The 18,715-nt window shown below is 68.7% G+C and carries 21 protein-coding genes; 8 read left to right on the top strand and 13 right to left on the bottom strand.

The genetic code is table 11. From position 1 onward, the window contains the following. The first annotated feature begins 31 nt into the window (after positions 1–31). Positions 32–757 carry an aquaporin Z gene (aqpZ, locus tag CD928_RS18395; protein WP_095388534.1) on the top strand — a complete coding sequence of 242 codons (726 nt, stop codon included), beginning with the start codon at positions 32–34 and terminating at the stop codon, positions 755–757. 42 nt (positions 758–799) lie between these two features. On the opposite strand, the gene galU is transcribed toward aqpZ, so the two are convergent. After that, the gene (gene galU, locus CD928_RS18400) at positions 800–1,663 is read right to left on the bottom strand and encodes a UTP--glucose-1-phosphate uridylyltransferase GalU (protein ID WP_095388535.1); all 864 of its coding nucleotides are present in this window, start codon (positions 1,661–1,663) and stop codon (positions 800–802) included. A 129-nt stretch (positions 1,664–1,792) separates the two neighbouring features. On the opposite strand from galU, the gene CD928_RS18405 reads away from it, so the two are divergent. Beyond that, complete coding sequence (locus CD928_RS18405) at positions 1,793–2,575, top strand: DUF2059 domain-containing protein (RefSeq protein WP_095388536.1); 783 nt, start codon at positions 1,793–1,795, stop codon at positions 2,573–2,575. A 27-nt stretch (positions 2,576–2,602) separates the two neighbouring features. On the opposite strand, the gene CD928_RS18410 is transcribed toward CD928_RS18405, so the two are convergent. The 5 genes from CD928_RS18410 to CD928_RS18430 all read right to left on the bottom strand — a co-directional run bounded on the left by CD928_RS18410 (position 2,603) and on the right by CD928_RS18430 (position 6,532). Further along, entirely contained in the window at positions 2,603–3,100 is a 498-nt protein-coding gene (locus CD928_RS18410) for an OmpA family protein (RefSeq protein ID WP_095388537.1), read from the bottom strand. Between the two features lie 16 nt (positions 3,101–3,116). After that, positions 3,117–4,316 (bottom strand): diguanylate cyclase, encoded by a 1,200-nt coding sequence (locus CD928_RS18415; RefSeq protein WP_095388538.1) that lies wholly within the window; start codon positions 4,314–4,316, stop codon positions 3,117–3,119. Next, the gene (locus tag CD928_RS18420; RefSeq protein ID WP_095388539.1) at positions 4,313–4,858 is read right to left on the bottom strand and encodes a YfiR family protein; all 546 of its coding nucleotides are present in this window, start codon (positions 4,856–4,858) and stop codon (positions 4,313–4,315) included. The genes CD928_RS18415 and CD928_RS18420 overlap by 4 nt, the downstream gene beginning before the upstream one ends. A gap of 139 nt (positions 4,859–4,997) precedes the next feature. Further along, positions 4,998–5,549 carry a peptide-methionine (S)-S-oxide reductase MsrA gene (gene msrA, locus CD928_RS18425; RefSeq protein ID WP_095388540.1) on the bottom strand — a complete coding sequence of 184 codons (552 nt, stop codon included), beginning with the start codon at positions 5,547–5,549 and terminating at the stop codon, positions 4,998–5,000. A 56-nt stretch (positions 5,550–5,605) separates the two neighbouring features. Beyond that, the gene (locus CD928_RS18430; RefSeq protein ID WP_095388541.1) at positions 5,606–6,532 is read right to left on the bottom strand and encodes a M48 family metalloprotease; all 927 of its coding nucleotides are present in this window, start codon (positions 6,530–6,532) and stop codon (positions 5,606–5,608) included. 214 nt (positions 6,533–6,746) lie between these two features. Here CD928_RS18430 and CD928_RS18435 point away from each other — a divergent pair, with 214 nt between their 5' ends. The 4 genes from CD928_RS18435 to rpsI all read left to right on the top strand — a co-directional run bounded on the left by CD928_RS18435 (position 6,747) and on the right by rpsI (position 9,710). Beyond that, entirely contained in the window at positions 6,747–7,772 is a 1,026-nt protein-coding gene (locus tag CD928_RS18435) for a COX15/CtaA family protein (protein WP_095388542.1), read from the top strand. Beyond that, positions 7,769–8,560 (top strand): hypothetical protein, encoded by a 792-nt coding sequence (locus CD928_RS18440; RefSeq protein ID WP_095388543.1) that lies wholly within the window; start codon positions 7,769–7,771, stop codon positions 8,558–8,560. The genes CD928_RS18435 and CD928_RS18440 overlap by 4 nt, the downstream gene beginning before the upstream one ends. A 173-nt stretch (positions 8,561–8,733) precedes the next feature. After that, complete coding sequence (gene rplM, locus CD928_RS18445) at positions 8,734–9,213, top strand: 50S ribosomal protein L13 (RefSeq protein ID WP_095388544.1); 480 nt, start codon at positions 8,734–8,736, stop codon at positions 9,211–9,213. Further along, on the top strand, positions 9,213–9,710 hold the full coding sequence (gene rpsI, locus CD928_RS18450) for a 30S ribosomal protein S9 (RefSeq protein WP_095388545.1): 498 nt from the start codon (positions 9,213–9,215) through the stop codon (positions 9,708–9,710). Before rplM ends, rpsI begins: the two co-directional genes overlap by 1 nt. Before the next feature lie 69 nt (positions 9,711–9,779). Here the strand turns inward: rpsI and CD928_RS18455 are convergent, their stop codons facing one another. The 4 genes from CD928_RS18455 to CD928_RS18470 are packed head-to-tail and all read right to left on the bottom strand — an operon-like array spanning position 9,780 to position 13,645. Further along, complete coding sequence (locus tag CD928_RS18455) at positions 9,780–10,826, bottom strand: aminoglycoside phosphotransferase family protein (RefSeq protein ID WP_095388546.1); 1,047 nt, start codon at positions 10,824–10,826, stop codon at positions 9,780–9,782. Continuing rightward, on the bottom strand, positions 10,823–11,914 hold the full coding sequence (locus CD928_RS18460) for a hypothetical protein (protein WP_095388547.1): 1,092 nt from the start codon (positions 11,912–11,914) through the stop codon (positions 10,823–10,825). Before CD928_RS18460 ends, CD928_RS18455 begins: the two co-directional genes overlap by 4 nt. A gap of 49 nt (positions 11,915–11,963) precedes the next feature. Continuing rightward, positions 11,964–12,818, bottom strand: coding sequence for a metallophosphoesterase (locus tag CD928_RS18465; protein ID WP_095388548.1), 855 nt, complete (start codon positions 12,816–12,818; stop codon positions 11,964–11,966). Then, the gene (locus tag CD928_RS18470) at positions 12,815–13,645 is read right to left on the bottom strand and encodes a diacylglycerol kinase family protein (RefSeq protein ID WP_095388549.1); all 831 of its coding nucleotides are present in this window, start codon (positions 13,643–13,645) and stop codon (positions 12,815–12,817) included. The genes CD928_RS18465 and CD928_RS18470 overlap by 4 nt, the downstream gene beginning before the upstream one ends. 113 nt (positions 13,646–13,758) lie before the next feature. On the opposite strand from CD928_RS18470, the gene CD928_RS18475 reads away from it, so the two are divergent. Then, entirely contained in the window at positions 13,759–14,682 is a 924-nt protein-coding gene (locus CD928_RS18475; RefSeq protein ID WP_095388550.1) for an alpha/beta hydrolase, read from the top strand. After that, positions 14,679–15,443, top strand: a complete 765-nt coding sequence (locus CD928_RS18480) for a nucleotidyltransferase family protein (RefSeq protein ID WP_095388551.1) — start codon at positions 14,679–14,681, stop codon at positions 15,441–15,443. Before CD928_RS18475 ends, CD928_RS18480 begins: the two co-directional genes overlap by 4 nt. A 119-nt stretch (positions 15,444–15,562) precedes the next feature. Here the strand turns inward: CD928_RS18480 and CD928_RS18485 are convergent, their stop codons facing one another. From CD928_RS18485 to CD928_RS18495, 3 genes are all read right to left on the bottom strand, one after another. Further along, complete coding sequence (locus CD928_RS18485) at positions 15,563–16,252, bottom strand: hypothetical protein (protein ID WP_095388552.1); 690 nt, start codon at positions 16,250–16,252, stop codon at positions 15,563–15,565. A 4-nt stretch (positions 16,253–16,256) separates the two neighbouring features. Beyond that, on the bottom strand, positions 16,257–16,997 hold the full coding sequence (locus CD928_RS18490; RefSeq protein ID WP_095388553.1) for an isoprenylcysteine carboxylmethyltransferase family protein: 741 nt from the start codon (positions 16,995–16,997) through the stop codon (positions 16,257–16,259). A 161-nt stretch (positions 16,998–17,158) separates the two neighbouring features. Then, a complete protein-coding gene (locus tag CD928_RS18495; protein ID WP_095388554.1) occupies positions 17,159–18,691 on the bottom strand; it encodes a lipopolysaccharide biosynthesis protein in 1,533 nt (510 codons plus the stop codon). Positions 18,692–18,715: the final 24 nt, after the last annotated feature.

Genomic DNA, 18,715 nt, shown 5'->3' on the forward strand with positions numbered 1-18,715 from the left:
ACGTGACCGTCCGGCGGGAGGAGAGGGTCATATGAACAACATGCAAAAGGGCTTGGCCGAATTTATCGGCACCTTCTGGCTTGTCTTCGGCGGCTGCGGCAGCGCGGTGCTGGCGGCGGCCTTTCCCGATCTCGGCATCGGCTTCCTCGGCGTGGCGCTCGCCTTCGGTTTGACGGTCGTCACCATGGCCTATGCGATCGGCCATATTTCGGGATGTCACCTCAACCCCGCGGTCACCGTCGGGCTCTGGGCGGGCGGGCGCTTCGACGCGCGCGACATTCCGCTCTATGTCGTCGCGCAGGTGCTCGGCGCGATCGTCGCCGCCTTCCTGCTCTTCTATATCGCCAGCGGCAATCCAGGCTATGATCTCGCGACCAACGGCCTCGCCGCCAACGGCTTCGGCGAAGGATCGCCCGGCGGCTTCGACCTCTGGTCGGGTCTGATCATCGAGATCGTGCTCACCGCCTTCTTCCTGTGGATCATCATGGGGTCGACCGACGGCCGCGCGCCCGCGGGCTTCGCCCCGCTCGCGATCGGCCTCGCGCTGACGCTGATCCACCTGATCGCGATTCCCGTGACCAACACCTCGGTCAATCCGGCGCGCAGCACCGGCCCGGCGCTGGTCGTCGGCGGCCTCGCGCTCCACCAGCTCTGGCTTTTCTGGGTCGCGCCGCTGATCGGCGGCGCGGTCGGCGGCTGGCTCTATCGCACGGTCGGCGCCGACAGCTTCCCGAAACCCAATATCGAGGGCGAATAAGGGGGATGGCGCCGGCCGGGTTCGTCCCGGCCGGCACCATTATCATTTGAGCAGGTCGACCGCGAAGGCGCGGACGTCGTCGGCCATGTCGGGACGTTCGAGCGCGATGGCGAGGTTGGCCTGGATATAGCCGGCCTTCGACCCGCAGTCATAGCGCGCGCCGGCAAAGGTCACCGCGTGGAAGGGCTGCGTCCCGATCATCGCCGCCATCGCGTCGGTCAGCTGGATTTCGCCGCCCGCGCCCTTTTCCTGGTCGGCGAGCACGCGCATCACCTCGGGCTGCAGGATATAGCGGCCCGAGATGATCAGGTTCGACGGCGCCGCCTCGACCTTCGGCTTTTCGACGAGGCCGGTGACCTCGGTGAGCGCGCCGTCGCGCCGGCCGGGGGCGATCACGCCATAGGACGACACCTGTTCGTGCGGCACTTCGAGCACCGAGATCAGATTGCCGCCGACGCGGGCATAGGCCTCGACCATCTGCTTCATGCAGCCGGGGCTGCCGTGCATGAACTCGTCGGGCAGGAAGATGGCGAAGGGCTCGTCGCCGACGATGTCGCGCGCGCACCAGATGGCGTGGCCAAGCCCGAGCGGTTCCTGCTGGCGGACATAGGCGCAGTTGCCGGGGCCGAGCCGCGTCGGTTCGAGCACCGACAGATCCTTGCCGCGCTCCGACATCGTCTTCTCGAGCTCGAAGGCGATGTCGAAATGATCCTCGATCGCGCTCTTGCCGCGCCCGGTGACGAAGATCATCTGCTCGATCCCCGCCTCACGCGCCTCGTCGACGGCATATTGGATGAGCGGCCGGTCGACCACCGGCAGCATCTCCTTCGGGATCGCCTTGGTCGCGGGCAGAAAGCGCGTGCCGAGGCCGGCGACGGGAAAGACGGCTTTGCGGATCGGTTTCATGGCCCAGCGACTTAGCGGCGAACGCCCCCCAAGGGAAGAAGCCCAAAAAGGCGATTGCGCGCGCGAGCGATCTGCGCAAGGCAGGATGGGCGCGGGCCCGTAGCGAGGGCCTGCCGAAAAGGGGGATATATGCGCGGACCGATCTTTGCCTTTCTCGCCGCCACGGCCTTCGCGGGGGCGGGGGCCGCGGGAGCGCCGCTTCACGCCCAGACGACGTCGGCGCCCGCCGATATGCGGATGACCGCAGCGCGCGATCTTGCGCAGCTCGTCAACGCGACGAACCGGGTCGAGGAACAGCTCGACGCCCTGCTCCGCAACATGGCGCGGCAGGCCTTCGCCACCGATCCGTCGCTGATGGCGCTGGGACAGGAATATCCGGGCGCCGACCGCGTTTTCGTGGAGTCGATCCGGCCGATCATGGCCGAAGAGCTCACGCGCACGCTGCCCGCCTACAACGAAGCCACGGCCGGCTTCTTCGCGTCCAACTTCACCCTGGCGGAGATCGGCGAACTGTTCACCTTCTGGAGCTCGCCCGCCGGCCAGGCGCTCGTCTCCTCGGTATCGGGCGCCGCCGATTACAACTCGATGACCAAGGAGATCGTCGATCAGATTTCGACCCCCGGGACCGATTTCACGATCAGCCAGGATGCGATCACCAAGGACAAGCAGGACGCCGCGGTGGCGGGGCTCGACCGGCTTTCGGCTTCGCACAGGGCGGCGGTTATCCGGTTCGGTCTGACTCCGACCGGCCGCAAGATGGCCCGCCTGTCGTCGCAGCGCAACGAGATTGACCGGCAATGGGCGAACCGCGAACCCTCGGCCGAGGCGATGGCGCGGATGGAAAAGGAAATCCCCGAGGCGCTGCTCGCCTTCATGGCGGCCGAAGACCGCAAGCGCGCCGCCGCAAAATAGGCGGACGAGCGGCCGTCCGCTTCGGATTCAGGCGGGGGTCACGATCACGACGACGCGTCGGTTGTCCTGCCGCCCCACGGCCGTCGCGTTGTTCGACAGGGGGTCCGCCTCGCCGCGGCCGACGACCTGGTCGGGGGTGAAGCGCATGCCGCTGGCCTGCATCGGCGCGGCGACCGCTTCGGCGCGCGCCTGCGACAGTTTCAGATTATAAGCGCTGGTGCCTGTCGAATCGCTGTGTCCCTCGACGCGCGCGGTGGCGATGCCGACCGAAAGCAGATGGCGCGCGAGGGTCGCGATGCGCTCCTCCTGACCCGGCTGCAGGCGGCTTTCGTCGCTCGGAAAGAGCAGCCGCTCGTTGAGCGTCAGTTCCCAGCCCGTATCGGTCTCGATGAAACCCTCCGATTGCAGCACCGCGATTTGCGCCGGGCTGAATCCGGTCGGCGGCGGCACGCTTTGGCAGGCCGCGAGCAGCGCGGCGAGGGCGGTCAGGAGAAGAAGGCGGATCGACTGGAGGGGGTGGGTCACGGCATGTCCTTGTGTCTTACGAACGATGACGGAGCTTGTCGGCATACATGGCGGCATCGGCGGCGGTCAGCAGCGCCGCGGCGTCGCGGCCGTCATCGGGATAGAGCGCCGCGCCGACGCTGATCGCGGTGCCATGGTGCTGGCCGCCCGGAAGCGCGATCGGTTCGGCGACGCTGGCACGGATCCGTTCGACGAGCGCCGCGGGAAGGACAGTGGGATCGATGGGGTCGATGATCACGACGAATTCGTCGCCGCCGATCCGCGCCGCGAAATCGCCCGAGCGCAACACCGCCTTGATCTGCGTCGCCATCGCGACCAGCACCGCGTCGCCCGCGGCATGGCCGAACCCGTCGTTCACCGCCTTGAAATTGTCGACGTCGATGAACAGCAGCGCGAAGCGATGATGCTGCTGCGCCGCCGCTTCGAGGCGGCACTTCAACTGCTCGTCGAAGGCCGAGCGGTTGGGCATCGTCGTCAGCGGATCGTGCGCCGCGCGATGGGCGAGCACCGCCCGTTCGTCCTCCATATGCCCCTGCCAGCCCTCCAGCTCGTCGAGCAGCGCGTTGATGTCGCCGCCCAGCCGGTCGAGTTCGGCGATGCTGAGGCTCGTCACCCGCTTGTCGAACCGGCGGTGGAGGCGCACATCGTGCGCGACGGTGGCGATTTCGTTGAGCGGCTTGACCAGCTCATATTCGAACCGGCGCGCGAGGGCGATGGTGCCGAGCGCGGTGATGAGAAGACAGGCGAGCCCGGCGAGCATTCCGATGCGGACATAGTCGGTCAGCGTCGTCGAATCGCCCCAGACCTCGATCGTGCCGATCGCCGATCCGTTGCGGCGCACCGTCATCGCAAAGGGTTCGGGAAAGAAGATGCGCGTCAGGACCGGAGCCGGATCCTCGATCGGCGACCTCCATTCGACAAGAGGATGCCCGCGGTCGTCGAGCACGCGAAGATGGGCGATGCCGGGAATTTTCATCAGCGGCTTCAACCCCTCGCGCGCCGCCTGCGGGTCGTTAAAGACCAGCGCGGGCTCGACGCCATAGGCGCCGAGCTGGGCCGCCAGCTCGATATTGCGGTCGGCATAGCCGCGCATCGCGGTGATCCCTGCGAGGAGGATGGTGATGCCCGACAGCGCCACCGCGAACAGGGTGATGCCGAAATGGAAGCGCGAAAGCAGCTTTTGCAGCGTGGTGCGACGCGGAACCCGGTCGGTCATGATGCGCCTCCGTCGGCGCCGCCGATCTTGAGGACGCGCGGATCGACGCGGAGCGGCCCGCGGCCGATCGCGTCGAGATTGACCGAAAAGCTGAGCCCGGCTGGTTTGCGGGCGAGGCAGAACATCGCGCCGGTGCGGCAGGCCGGATCGTCGTCGGTGATCGTCAGCGTCGGCTCTCCGCGAACCCATTCGATCAGGCGCCGGCGCTCGTCGCCCGGCATCCGGCCGAGGAACAGGATGTCGCACCCGCCGCCGGTCATCGCCCCGCCCGCGGTGGTCCGGCGCACTATGACCCGGCGCTCTCCCGGAATATCGGGCGCGATCGAGGCGGTCAGGCGCGGCGTGCCGACCAGGCACATCGTGCGCGGCGCGGCGGCGCGCCCGTCGGGCCAGCGGACATAGGTGATGATTCCGCCGAGCATCCGGTTCACGGCGCGGGTCATTCCGTCGCTGCTATTTTCGACGATCGTCTGGCTTGCGGCCTGAACCGACATCTGCGGCGTCGCGAACACCGCCCCGATCAGGAATAACGACGCCAACATCAGGCTCTGGCGATCCCTACCTCGCTCCGGGGATCAAGCTGCCCCAACAAGGTCGCGTCCGCTAGTCCAAACCGTCTGAAAGTCAAGGAAAAGTGACGTCATGCGGCCAATATGCAACACTGCGGCCCGCCCGCGGCCGTCAGGATGACGCCGCCTCGTCGCTGCGCAGCCGGTCGGCGAAGCCCTTGCGCAGCTTGGCGAGCTTCGGCGGAATGGTGGCGAGGCAATAGGGATTGCGCTGGCCTTCGCCGTCCCAATAGGCCTGATGATAATCCTCGGCCGGATACCAGTCCGACAGCGGCTCGATCGCGGTCACGATCGGTTCGGCGCGGTCGCCCTGCGCGCGCGCGATTCCGGCGCGTGCCGCGGCTTCCTGCGCGTCGCCGAGTGGGAAGATCGCGCTGCGATATTGCGTGCCGACGTCGTTGCCCTGGCGGTTGAGCTGCGTCGGATCGTGCGTCGCGAAAAAGACGTCGAGCAAATCGCCGTAGGAAATGACCGCCGGATCATAGCCGATGCGGATCGCCTCGGCATGCCCGGTATCGCCGCCGCAAACCTGCTTGTAGGTCGGGTTGGCGGCGTGGCCGCCCGTATAGCCGCTTTCGACGCTCTCGACGCCCGCGAGCGACTGGAACACCGCCTCGGTACACCAGAAGCAGCCCCCGGCGAAAATGGCGGTCTCTTTGGTCATGGCGTCGATCCTTCGCGAAAGGGGAGGGCAGGCCTCCAAGATAGGCGCGCGCGCCGCTATTCCAAGGGCGGCGGCGCCACGACCAGCGGCGGCCGTGCGCCGGGATCGGCGGCGCGCGCGGCGGCCATCGCCGCCATTTCATCTTCTATGGCGGCGATCCGTTCGCTGCGCGGCGGGTGGGTCGCGGCGCGGATCAGCGGCCGCTTGTGCCGGTTCCAGAAGCGAACCGCGGCCGCGGGGTCGTAGCCCGCATCGGCCATCAGCCACACCGACAGCCGGTCGGCCTCGAGCTCGGTCGCGCGGACGAGGCGCGCCGAGCGGTTCCCGGCGGCCGCCAGCCGGTCGTGATGCCGCAGGATATTGTGCGCGAGCTCGTGCGCGATCACGGCCGCGAACTCGGCCTCGTCTACGACTTCGCGCGCCAGCTCGAAGCGAAGGCGCACCAGCGTTCCGTTCGCGGCCGCTTGCGCTCCCTTGCGCTCGATGCGGAAAGCGCTGGCGCACCCCGACGCGGCATCGAGCCGATAGGTGCGACCGGCGCCGTCGGTCACGGTCAGCGGCGCGGCCGGATCGAGCGCCGCGAGCATCACGATCGTCGCATCGATCCGGATCGTCGGCGCATCGCCGAGCGTCGGCACGGGCTCACCGTTGATCGCGGCGATCGAAACTCCGCGCGCCAGGCCGGCGCGATCGGCGGGCGATCCCGGCGCAACGGCGGCGATGAAGGGGCCATCGCTCGTCGCGTCATAGACCTGCCGCGCCGCGTTCCAGTCGCCCGCGTCGAACCGCCGCCGGTCCTCGAGCATCCAGCCGGGCTGGGGCATGGTGTCGGGACACCAGCGCGCCCCCGCGGTGGTCAGGCGATGCGAAACCGTCGCCAGCCGTGCCTCCTGCGCCGCGAAGTCGGCGATGTCGGACGGGCTGCGCGCGCCGGCGGGAACCGCTAGCATGCCGACGGACAGGAAGAAGAGCGGCCACCGCATCGCGCGCCTGTTACCAGCGGCCGCCTGTCGCGGCCATGAATTTTGGCGATTATGTATTTTGCGAACCCGCTTGCGCCGGCTTTCGGTCGATCAGCGACATCCCGGGTCTCATAACGAAGGTGGGGGTGCCACCTCCCCCACCCAAAGCCGAACGACGTCACCACCCCCGCTTCGCCCCCTTGCCTATCGTCCGGCAAGCGACGATAGGGCGGCCATGACCCAGGTCGCCAACCCCCGCCCCGCCGCGCTTGCGCGCTGGCTGTGGGCCGTCGCATTGCTCGTGATCGCGGTGGTCGCGGTCGGCGGCATCACCCGCCTCACCGAATCGGGACTGTCGATCACCGAATGGGATCCCGTGACCGGCGTGCTGCCGCCGCTCAGCGAAGCGGCATGGCTGGCCGAGTTCGAGAAATACAAGCAGATCCCCGAATATCAGGAGATCAACCTCGGCATGTCGCTCGCGGCGTTCAAGGGCATCTTCTTCTGGGAATGGCTGCACCGCATCCTCGGCCGGCTGGTCGGCATGGCGCTGCTCGTGCCGCTCGCCTGGTATGCGCTGCGCCGCGCGGTTCCGGCGGGCTATGGCTGGCGGCTGTTCGCGCTCGCGGCGCTCGTCGGGCTGCAGGGGGCGATCGGCTGGTGGATGGTCGCCTCGGGCCTCACCCAGCGCACCGACGTCAGCCATTTCCGTCTCGCGACCCATTTGCTGACCGCGCTCTTCCTGCTCGGCGGCCTCGTCTGGACCGCGCGCGATCTCGCGGTGCTGGCGCGCGCTCCGGCGGCGCGCTCCGCGCGGCTGACCGGCGCGGCGGTCGCGGTGATCGCGATCCTCTTCGTTCAGCTCCTGCTCGGCGCCTGGACCGCTGGGCTCAACGCCGGCTATGTCGCGAGCGACTGGCCCCTCATGAACGACCATTTCGTGCCCGAGGGCATCGACTGGTCGGGCGGTGCGTGGTCGGCGATCACCAACGATCCCTTCCTCATCCATTTCCTTCATCGCTGGTGGTCGTGGGCCGCCGCGCTGACGATGCTGCTGCTCGCGCGGACGCTTTGGCGGCGCGGCGGGCGAACCGAAGCGCGACTGCTGCTGCTGGTCGTCGCGGCGCAGATGACGCTCGGCATCCTCACCGTGATCACCGGGGTTTCGATGTGGATCGCGGTGCTGCATCAGGTGACCGGGGCGATCCTCGTCGCGGTCGCGGCGGCATCGCTGCACCGGCTGGGGCGCCGCGCGGCATGACGCGCGCGCGGGCGCTGGCGGGCGCGCTTCTGGTGCTCGCCGCGCCCGCCGCCGCGCTCGCCCGGCCTGCGACCGCGCAGACGACGGCCGGTGCGCTGGCTTTCGCGCCGCCGCTCGACCGGCCGATGACCTATCGGGTGACGACGCGCCGGTTGAGCCGCGAGGGCGGGCTGATCAGCTTTTCGCTCGTCTATGCGCTCCAATGGCACCGGCTCGGCCGCGGCTACCGGCTCGATGCGACGCTCGAGAGGATCGAATCCGACGCACGCCCCCGGTTGGTCGGCGCCCTGACCGGCGTCCTCCAGCCGCTGGTCGGCGAGGCGGTGTCCTATCTGGTTTCGGCCGACGGGCGGAGCGTCGATCTGGCCGATCCCGACGGGCTTTGGGCGCGAGTGGCGGCGCGAACCGAGGCGCTGGGCGCCCGGGCGGAGCGGCCTGAAGCGCGCGCCGCGGCGGCGATGCTCGCCAGCCTGTCCGCGGAAGAGCGCGAGGAAATGGCGGTCGCCGACATTCGCGCGCTCGTCGGACCCGCGAACGAGGCGCTGGCCCGTGGCGGCGCGGATGCCAGGGTCGCGACCCACGACGGACAACGCCGGATCACCAGCGTCGGGACGGGCACGATCCCTGCCGCCGGCGGCGACCGCCCGCTCCGGATCGAATCGGCGTGGACGGTCGATGCCGCCACCGGGCTGCTGCTGCACGAGCGGCAGCAGAACTGGCTCACCGACCCCGCAAGCGGCGCGCGGACGCTGGTGGAAGAGCGGGTGCGCGCGTTGGATTTCCTTTGAAGGTATCATAATACCCGTCAGCAAAGCCGCCGATCGCTTGACTTTCGGGCCGCTTATCGCCATTGGCCCGCTCCGAAGCGCCGCTTCGTCCATTCGGGACTGGCGGCGCGGCTTTTTTCGGGCGGCGGGATCATGATCCCATCGCCCTCGTCCATCTCTTCAAGGAGCGTGCCATGAAGGCGCTGACCAAGACGACCCAGTCGGCGAACGCCGCGACGGTCGAAAAGAAATGGGTGCTGATCGACGCCGACGGCCTGGTCGTGGGCCGCGTCGCGACGATCATCGCCAACATCCTGCGCGGCAAGCACAAGCCGTCGTTCACCCCGCACGTCGATTGCGGTGACAATGTCATCGTCATCAACGCCGAAAAAGTGGCCTTCACCGGCAAGAAGATGGCCGACAAGCGCTATTACAAGCACACCGGCTATGCCGGCGGCATCAAGGAAACCAGCCCCGCGAAGATTCTCGAAGGCCGTTTCCCTGAGCGCGTGCTCGAAAAGGCCGTCGAACGCATGATCCCGCGCGGCCCGCTCGGCCGCCAGCAGATGCGCAATCTGCGCATCTTCGCGGGTAGCGAACATCCGCACGAAGGGCAGAGCCCCGAAGTGATCGACGTCGCGTCGATGAACCGCAAGAACAAGGTGGGTGCATAATGGCTGACGAACAGACCATGACCGATCTCAAGGATCTCGCCGGCGCCGTTGACGCCGTCGCGACTCCCGAAACTCCGGCTGCGCCGCTGCGCGAAAAGCAGGTCGACAAGCAGGGCCGCGCCTATGCGACCGGCCGCCGCAAGGATGCCGTCGCCCGCGTGTGGCTAAAGCCCGGCTCGGGCAAGATCACGATCAACGGCCGCGACCAGGAAGTCTATTTCGCGCGTCCGACGCTGCGCCTCGTCATCAACCAGCCGTTCGGGCTGACCGACCGCGTCGGCAGCTACGACATCGTCGCGACCGTCAAGGGCGGCGGCCTGTCGGGCCAGGCGGGCGCGGTGCTGCACGGCATCGCGCAGGCGCTGACCCGCTTCGAACCCGCGCTGCGCGGCGCGGTGAAGTCGGCCGGCTTCCTGACCCGCGACAGCCGCGCGGTCGAGCGCAAGAAGTACGGCAAGGCGAAGGCCCGCCGCAGCTTCCAGTTCTCGAAGCGCTAAAGACTTTTTCCGCCGACGGGTGGAAAAGAGAGGGCGGTCCGGCAACGGGCCGCCCTTTTTCATTGACGATCACCCGATCAGGTCGAGGCTCCCCAGCGCGAGCGCCTGCCGCGCCGGGCGCTCGGCCATCACCGCGAACATCTCGTCGCCGCGCTCGGTGCGTTCGACGCTCATCGACGCGAAGACCGCCATGAAATAACCGCTGAGCGCGCCGATCCGGTAGTCGTCCCACAGCCCCGCAAGATCGGGATCGATGCCGCGCCGTTGCAGCGCCGCGCTCCACTGGTCGAACGCCGGACGATCGGCGGTAGCGCGCTCGACGGGGTCGGCGATGCTGGTGCCGATCAGATAGGCGAGGTCGCTCGCCCCGCTGCCGCGCCCCAGCGTCTGCCAGTCGACGAGCCAGCAGCGCCCGCTGTCTGGCGCGAACAGGATATTGTCGATGCGAAGGTCGCCGTGGACGATCGTCCGCGCGGCGGGCTGGCGGGTCAGATAGGCGTCCATCCGCTCGACGATCCCGGCGCCGAGGTCGAGCACCTCGGGCTCCAGCCGCTCGGCATAGCGTTCGCGAAAGCCCAGATAGAGCTGCGGAAACAGCGTGCGAATGACTTCGCCATTGTCGCGCGTGAGCCAGGGCAGCGCGTCGAGCCGCGCGTCGTTCCACAGCAGCGCATGCAGCCCGGCCGCCGCATCGATGCAGGGTGCGAGCCCGCCCAGCCCCAGCCCCGCCAGTTGATCGCCCTGCCGCGCGGGCGCAAGGTCTCCGAGCAGGAGGATGAAATCGACCTCGTCGTCCGCGATTTCGGCATGGTGACAGAGCGGCGCGGCGACGCCGCTGTCGTCTGCCAGTTCACGATACCAGCTCACTTCCTTGACATAGGTGCCGGTCAGCTTGGCGATATGGCGGCTCGCCGCATCGTGGCTCGGGCATTTGGCGATGATCGTCGCGGGCGCCCCGGCACCTTCGGCCCAGTCGAGCGTCAGGCGAAAGCTGTCGCACATCTGCCCGGTGCCGACCTTCGCCGAGGTAAAGCCGCGCAAAGTCCCGGCCGGCGCTCCGAGCTTGTCCGCGAGCCACGCCGGGGTCATCGCCTCCGGCGATGTCGGAAAGCTCATCGGACGGGATCCATCAGGCCCGAAAGGCCGGTCGGGGCGTGCGGGCCGACGAATAATTGTTCGAGCACGCCGATGCCGCGGTGCCGGCTGTCGCCATCGGTGAGCTCGGCGGTGACGAGTGCCTGGATGTGCATCGCGAGGGGGTTGCCCCAGGCACGCTCGGCCTCCGACAGGCTGTCGTGCGCGACGGCCAGCTCGGCTCCATGATCGAGGCCGTGGCCCCACGCCGGATGGGTGTAGCCGAGCCCGCTCATCGCGAAAACCGGCCCCGAGGGCTCCAGCGTCAGCGCACGGCCGCTGCCGAGGTCGGCGGTCATCCTCGCGATTCGCCGCGACCCCGCTTGCCAGTCGACGGCGAAGGTCGCGGCGTCGAAATGCCGCTCCGTTCCGCCGTCGGCAACAATCACCGCGCGGCGGTTCCAGGGCGTCCCAGCGCCGTCGTCGTTGCTGTGGAAGAAGAGCGAGCGGTCCTCGAAATTGCAGGGCGTCCACAGCCAGAAGAACTGGTTGAAATTGCCCTCCGGCGGCGGTTGCGGCTCGCTCGCGCCTACCGGGCGGATGCCCCAGCTCCGGTCGCGGGTGCCGGTCCAGCCGGCGCCCACCTCGGCGCGCTCGCCATCGACCGACAGCCAGCCCGACCAGCGGCCGTTCTGCGTCATGCGCGTATAATCCATGAACAGGCGGGTGCCGTTGCGGCGGATGAAGCGCGGTTCCTCGATCGGGAAATGGCGGCCCGTGAAGGTGAGTTCGCCGGCCAGCGGGCCGTTTCCGGCGGCGATGCGCAGCGTCACCCTTTCCAGCGGCGCGTCGATCTGGATCGCGATCGGGCCGACCGTCAGGTCGAGCCGCTCGCCCGCCGAACGGCGGCTCGCGCGCAAATTATGCTGTACCCCGTCCGCGACGACGCAAAAGCTGGCATCGATAATACCGAGCTGCGGATAAAAGCCCATCGCTGCGGCAAAGAAGACCGACCCGTCGGGCGAATAGCCGTTGAAGAAATAGCGGTCGTAGAAATTGCGATCGGTCCCCGCGAACGCGACCGGCTCGCTCGTCTGGTGCAGCGGATAATCGTCGCCTTTTGTCAGCATCTTCTCTCATCCCGTTTTTTCTTGCAACCTAACGGGAAGATGCGCGGCGTCAATGCACCGGCGGATCGACCGGGGGCACGGTGCCGACCGGTGCAACGGGGTCGCCGGGTTCGCGCGGCGGCAGGGCGTCGGGCGGGATGTCGCGAATCTGCATGTCGGGCGTCGGAACCGCGGCGAGATTGCGCACGCTGACGTCGAGCGCACCGGTCGCGGGATCGAGGCGCAGCGCATTGAAGCTCGGCGGTGTCGACCGGATGCGCCGCGACAGGGTTCCGGCGCCGATCATGCGGATGGGCCCCGCCGCGGTCGACTGGACGAGATCGAAGGCGTCGTGGACATGGCCCGTCAGCACCGCCGTGACGCCGCGCGCCGCGAGTTCGCGCAGCGCCCTCGCGCCGCCGCGGGTCAGCGCGCGGCCTTTCGTCCCGGCCTCGACCAGCGGATGATGCGCGGTGACGAGGATGCGGCTGCCCGGCGGCGCGCCGTCGATCGCGGCGAGCGTCCGCGCGAGCGCTTTCGGCGTCACCCGGCCTTTCGACCAGTCGAGCCGCCACTGCGCGCGCGCCGTGGTCTTGAGCGGGACAATCGCGACGCCGGGCAGGTCGAGCTCGCGTTCCAGCAGCGCCTCGATCCCGCGAATCCGCCGATAGGGATCGAAAAAGCGCTCGACGAGGTTGAAATAGGGAAGGTCGTGGTTGCCGACCTCGACCGTCACCGGGACGTCGAGCGTGCCGATCCAGTCGCACGCCGCGGCGAATTCGCGGGGCCGAGCGCGCATCGTCAGGTCGCCGGTGATCAGCACCGCGGCCGGCCGCTCGCGCGCGACGCAGTCGGCGAGCCAGGCGAGCGCCGCCGGATCCTCGAGCCCGAAATGCAGGTCGCTGATGTGGAAGAGCAGGGTCATGCCGTCGCGATGAAGTCGACCGCGCTGGAACCGAGCGCGAAGCGGGCGGGCGAAGGGGTTTCGCGAAGCTCGCCGTCATATTCGAGGCTGATCGGCGTCTCGCTTTCGAGGATGATCGTCTCGCCGGACGCGATCTCTTCGCTCGGCCCGTCGCGGAAATCGCCGCCGAGCCAGGCGAGGCCATGGCGCAGCACGTCGGCGGTTCCCTCGGTCAGGATGCCGCTGGCGCGGACGCCCGCTTCGGTCGGAGTCAGGATGATCGCGGGATAGGCCTGGTCCTGCCCCGCGACGCGGACGCCGGGGGCGTTCAGCATCTCGTCGAGCGCGTCGGGGGCAGCGCCCGCCGCTTCGAGCAGCCCGTCCTGCCGCATCGTCTCGCGCACCTCGGCCCAGCGGGTCGCGGGACCCGCGACGATGGTGATGAAGGCGTCGTCGCCCTCGCCGCGAATAACCGGTATGGTGCGCCGCCGTCCCTTGCCGCGCAGTGCGTCGGTCACGATCTCGGGCGCCAGCCGATCGCCGTGGAGCGCCTTTGACAAGAGGTTGAGCGTGCCGCCGGGGAGTGGCAGCACCGCCCCGTCCCAGTCCGCCGCGCTGCTCGCGGCGGCGTTGATGGTCCCATCGCCGGTCCAGACGAGCAGCAGGTCGATATCCTGCGCGCGCAAGGCCGCGGCGTCCGGAATTTCATCGTCGGGGAGCGCGAAGGTCGCGGCGAGCGGAGTGCCGGCGGCGCGACAGGCCTCGACGATGGCGTCGTGGATGGCGGGATCGTGGCTGCCGCTCTGGCTGTTGCAGACAAGGGCGGGGCGCGTGAAAGGGCTGGTCATGCCTTTCTTACGCCCGAAGGCGGAAAAGGTCGCGCGGTTCGGCGCTTGTTCGCGGGCGCGGTGCCCTGTAGGGCGCGAGGCTCGCGACGGATCACGATGTCAGGGAACGGCGGTTGATCAAATTCCTCTTCTTGGCGGCCGTGCTCCTGCTGCTGTTCGGCGGCGGCGCGAAAGCGGTCGTCGCGGGTGGCGCCCGCTCGCTCGACATGGCCGACCGGCTGCTCGGGCGCGGTGGCGCGCGTCGGGTGGTGGCGGGCCAGTCCTATGGCGATGGTCCGCGCCGTCTCCTCGACGTCTGGGCGCCCGAAGCGGCGCAGGCGGGCGATCGGCTGCCGGTGATCGTCTTCTTCTACGGCGGCGGCTGGAGCAGCGGCGATCGCGAGCATTATGGCTTCGCCGGCCGCGCGCTCGCCGAAGAGGGGTTCGTCACCGTCATCCCCGATTACCGCCTGGCCCCCAAGGCGCATTGGCCCGATTTCCTCCACGACAGCGCGGACGCGGTCGCCTGGGTGCAGGCGCATATCGGCGATTTCGGCGGCGATCCCGACCGCATCGCGCTGATGGGTCATTCGGCGGGCGCCTATAATGCCGCGATGCTCGCGCTCGATCCGCAATGGCTGCGCGGCGCGGGAAGCGACCCTACGGCGATTCGCGGCGTCGCCGGGCTCGCCGGTCCCTATGACTTTCTGCCGATGGAAAAGGGCGGCCGCGCCGACAAGGCGATGGGCAAGGTTCGCCCCGCCGAAAAGACCCAGCCGATCGCCTTCGCGCGCGGCGATGCGCCGCCGCTGTGGCTCGCGACCGGCGACGAGGATGAAACGGTGCGGCCGCGCAACAGCCAGAATCTCGCCGCCGCGATTCAGGCGGCGGGCGGCTCGGCGGACCTGCGCATCTATCCGGGCGTCGGCCACACGGGCATCGTCATGGCGCTCGCCGCGCCTTTCCGTGCGAAGGGGCCAGTGCTCGCCGAGGCGAGCGATTTCCTGCGCGGCGTCACGGGACGGCGCGTCGCTCCGCTCGCGGAGGCGGCACGATGACAATCCCCGCCATCGTCATGGCCGGCAGCCGCCCCGGCCCCGATCCGCTGCTGTCGGGCAGCAGTGTTTCGACCAAGGCGCTGCTGCCGATCGCGGGACAGCCGATGCTCGCACATGTCGTGCGTGCGCTCCGCGCTTCGCCGCTGGTCGGGCCGATCACCATCCTCGCGCAGAAGAGCGCCGATCTTGCCGCCGAACCGGCGCTCGCCGGGCTTTCTGATCTGCATTTCGCGGATTCGGGGCAGGGGATCAGCAGTTCGCTCGCCGCCGCGCTGCCCGAGGGCGATGCGCCGCTGCTGGTGACGACCGCCGACAATGTGCTGCTGACCCCCGCGATGATCGCCGAATTCCTCGCGGGCGCCGCGGACAGCGACGTCGCGGTGGCGATGGTCGAGCGGAACGTGTTGCTCGCGCGCTACCCCGAATCGAAGCGTACCTGGCTCAAGTTCCGTGGCGGCTGGTGGTCGGGCGCGAACCTGTTTCGCCTGCGCGGACGGCGCGTGCTGCCGCTGCTCGACTTCTGGGGGCGGATCGAGCGCGACCGCAAGAAGGGGCTGAAAATCATCGCCGCCTTCGGCCCCATCCTGCTGCTTGCCGTCGTGCTGCGGCTGATCACCATCCACCAGGGCGTCGCGCGCGCGGGTCTGCGCTTCGGATTGAAGGCGAAGGTGGTGCCGATGTCAGAGGGCGAAGCGTGTATCGACGCCGACAAGCCCGCGGACGTCGAACTGATCGAGAAGATCATGGCGGCGCGAGTTTAAGCGGTCGGGTTTGCCCGCAACTCGTCATTGCGAGCGAAGCGAAGCAATCCAGGACGGTTACCGCGGGCTCTGGATTGCCGCGTCGCCTTCGGCTCCTCGCAATGACGAGGTGGGAAAGATCAGGCCGCCGCCAGCGCCTTGTCCACCGCCGCCGTCGCCAGCGCCAGCTCCTCCTCATAGGGAATCGTCGCGTCGATATCGACGATCGGCGCCCCGTTGAATGTCAGCAGCGGCACCGTTTCAACCTTGCGCGCGATCAGCGCGCGGTCGTGATCGGGCTTGCGCGCCATCACCGTGTCGACGTCGACGTGCAGGCGGATGACCAGCGTCGGAACATAGGATGCCATTTCGGCATAGAGCGCGCCTTCCTCCGCTTGAATCGCGGCGAGGCGCGGGTTGGTCGCGCGGCCGGCGAGGATCGGGCCGTCGTGGAGGCCGGGCACCTCGAGCTGCGGATAGCGGTCGGTGACCACGGTGATGCCGGCGCGGCGCTGCGCGACCAGCGCGTCGAACTTCGCCCGCCGCCGCCGCGACCGGCGCAGCGCATAGCGCGCCGCGAACAGGCTGGGGATCGGTTCGCCCGGATCGCGCAGCCGGTCGGCGATGCCGTCGAGCCAGCGGTGGAGCGGCGGTCCGATGATCGGCCAGCGCCCGATCCGGCGCCCCTGCTCGCCCGACCCGAGGCCAAGATAGCCAGCCTCGGCGCGGCGCGTCTGCTGGATATGCGCGAGCAGGTCGGCCGACAGGGTCGACTTTCCCGACCCGTCGCTGCCGACGACTGCGATCAGGGGAGCGAGCTCGCTCCCCATGCGCTCAGCTCAGTTCCTTGAAGAAGCCGATCATCTTCAGCCCGCCGATGAAGAAGCGGACGATGACGAGCGCGGCAAAGGCATAGACCCAGTTCCACTGCGCCGGGGTCAGCGCGTCGAAGCTGAAATCGAGCCGCGCGAACCAGGTCAGGAAGACAGTGGTGGCGAGGAGGAACAGCTTGTTCTGTTCGCGCCAGATCATCCGCTTCCACCAGAAGGGATATTTGGGCTTCACCCAACCCGTCAGGCGCGGGAGCAGCGCGGGAACGTCCTTCGCCCATTCGGCATGCGCCGCGCCGAACTTTTCGCGCAGATATTCTTCCTCATAGATCGAGATACGTTCGTAGATCAGGATCGCGAGCAGGAAGGCGATCGCGCCGAAAACCCAGCTTCCTGACAGCATCGCGAGCCCGGTGAAGTTAAGGATGCGGCCGACATAGAGCGGGTTGCGGACCAGGCTGTAGGGACCGGTGGTGTTGAGTTCGCTCGCCTCGGCGGCGACCTTGGCGCGCCCCGAGGTGCCGAGCGCGGCCCAGCCGCTGGTGAAGACGCGGACGATCGCGCCCGCGCTCGCGACGCCGAGCGACAGCCAGAACCAGGCGCAATCGCCGACGGCCGTGTTGAACGGACCCCAGTCCTTGCTGCACCAGGCGATCAACACCGAGATCGCGATGGTGATGTAGATATAGGTGCCGCGAATGAAAAAGAGGCGCTTGCCGCTGCGGGCGAGTTCTTGCTGGTACATCGAGTTCCGCCTGTTGGCCGCGCGGGATCAAATCCCTGGCGGCGAAAAATCAGTCGCCCCCTCTAGCAAATTTTGCGGCCAAAATAAGACCTATCCCTCCTTCGTCACCCTGGACGTGATCCGGGGTCCATCTGCGCGCGTGGGGGAATGACGAAGGAAAGCTATACGAGCCGCAGTTTGCGCGCCGTCTTGCCGAGCGAAGCGCGGTCGGCGTGGGGGAGGGCGAAGCGCAGGGAGAGCCAGATCGCGCCCGCGGCGATGGCGGTGATCAGCGGCAGCGCGACCGGATCGGGCAGGCGGCTCGCGAGCAGCGCGATGGCGCCGGCGCCGAGCGTGATTGCGAGCCCGATCGCCGCGACCTTCGGAAATTGATGGTCGAAGGGATGGAGGCGCTCGCCCGCCGCGAGCTGGATCATCGGGATGCCCGCCATCACGACAAGGCCGATCGACATGGCGAGGGTGACGCCGGTCAGCGCATCCATATGGCCGACGATCAGCCCGCCCGCGCCGACCGCGACGATCACTCCGAACAGGCTCGCGGTGAGCTGGTGGCGGAAGGCCGCAACAACCTGCAGCACGGGGAGCGAGATACCGAGCACGGCTTCGAGCGCGCGCGCGAAAAGCAGGATGATCACCGCGCCCTGCGCGATATGCGCCTGAGCGCCGAACAAGCCGAGCAGCGACGAACTGCCCGCGGCGAGCACCGCGGCGAGCGGCAGCGCGATCGCGAAGATCAGGCGCGTCGCATAGGCATAGATGTCGGCGACCTGCGCGCGTTCCGATCGCTCGGCGCTGGCCGCGAGCGGCGCGAGGACATAGACGAAGGCGATGCGGACGAGCTGGACGACGCTCGACAGCTTGCGCGCGATGGTGAAGAGGCCCGCCGCCGCCGCGCCCGCCGCGCCGGGAAGCAGCAGGTTGAGGATCAGCGCCGGCGCGTCGCCGAACAGCCGCGCGATGATGTTCGACGGCAGGATCGACAGGCCCGCCCAGAAGGTGCTGCGCGCGGTGTCGCTCGCCCAGGGCCCGCGCCAGAGGTCGGCGAAGCTGTAATAGCGCGCGAGCAGGCGGACGCACAGGAAGGCGGTGACGGCGAGTGAGCAGAGATGCGCGATGAACAGCCCCTTGAGGCCGAACCCGCCCGCGAAGAAGAGGCCGGCGAAGACCAGCCGCATGATCTGTTCCCAGACGATGCGCAGGCGGATCTCGGCGCCGAACACCATGCGCGCGCGCATCGCCGAGGTCGCGATCTCGACAAAGGCCCAGAGCGGCAGCGCCCAGACGAAGAGCTGGATCGCGGGGACGACGAGCGGCCGGTCCTTGTCGGCGACGTTGAGCAAGGGCGCGAGGTCGGCGGCGAAGAGCGCGATTCCCCCCGCGACGATCAGGCACGGGCCGACCCCGAAGACCATCGCGGTGCGCAGCGCCGCCGCCGCTTCGGCATCGCTCGCCGATTGCGGCACCGTACGCTGCATCGCGCTCGTCATGCCGGTGTCGAAGATATTCTCGAGCAGGTTGATCGTCGCCCACAGCACCGCATAGAGGCCATAGCCCGCGAGTCCGAACATCAGGACATAGAGCGGCTGCGCGACGATCTCGACCACGGCGCCGAGCCGCGCGAGCACGGTGGTGCCGAGCCCGCGCGCGACGTGGCGGCTGGTGACGGCAGGGGATGCGGCGGCGTCTTCGCTCATCGCAGCGCCCCTAGCGACTTGCCC

The sequence above is a fragment of the Sphingopyxis sp. GW247-27LB genome (genome assembly GCF_002277025.1).
GTDB lineage: Bacteria > Pseudomonadota > Alphaproteobacteria > Sphingomonadales > Sphingomonadaceae > Sphingopyxis.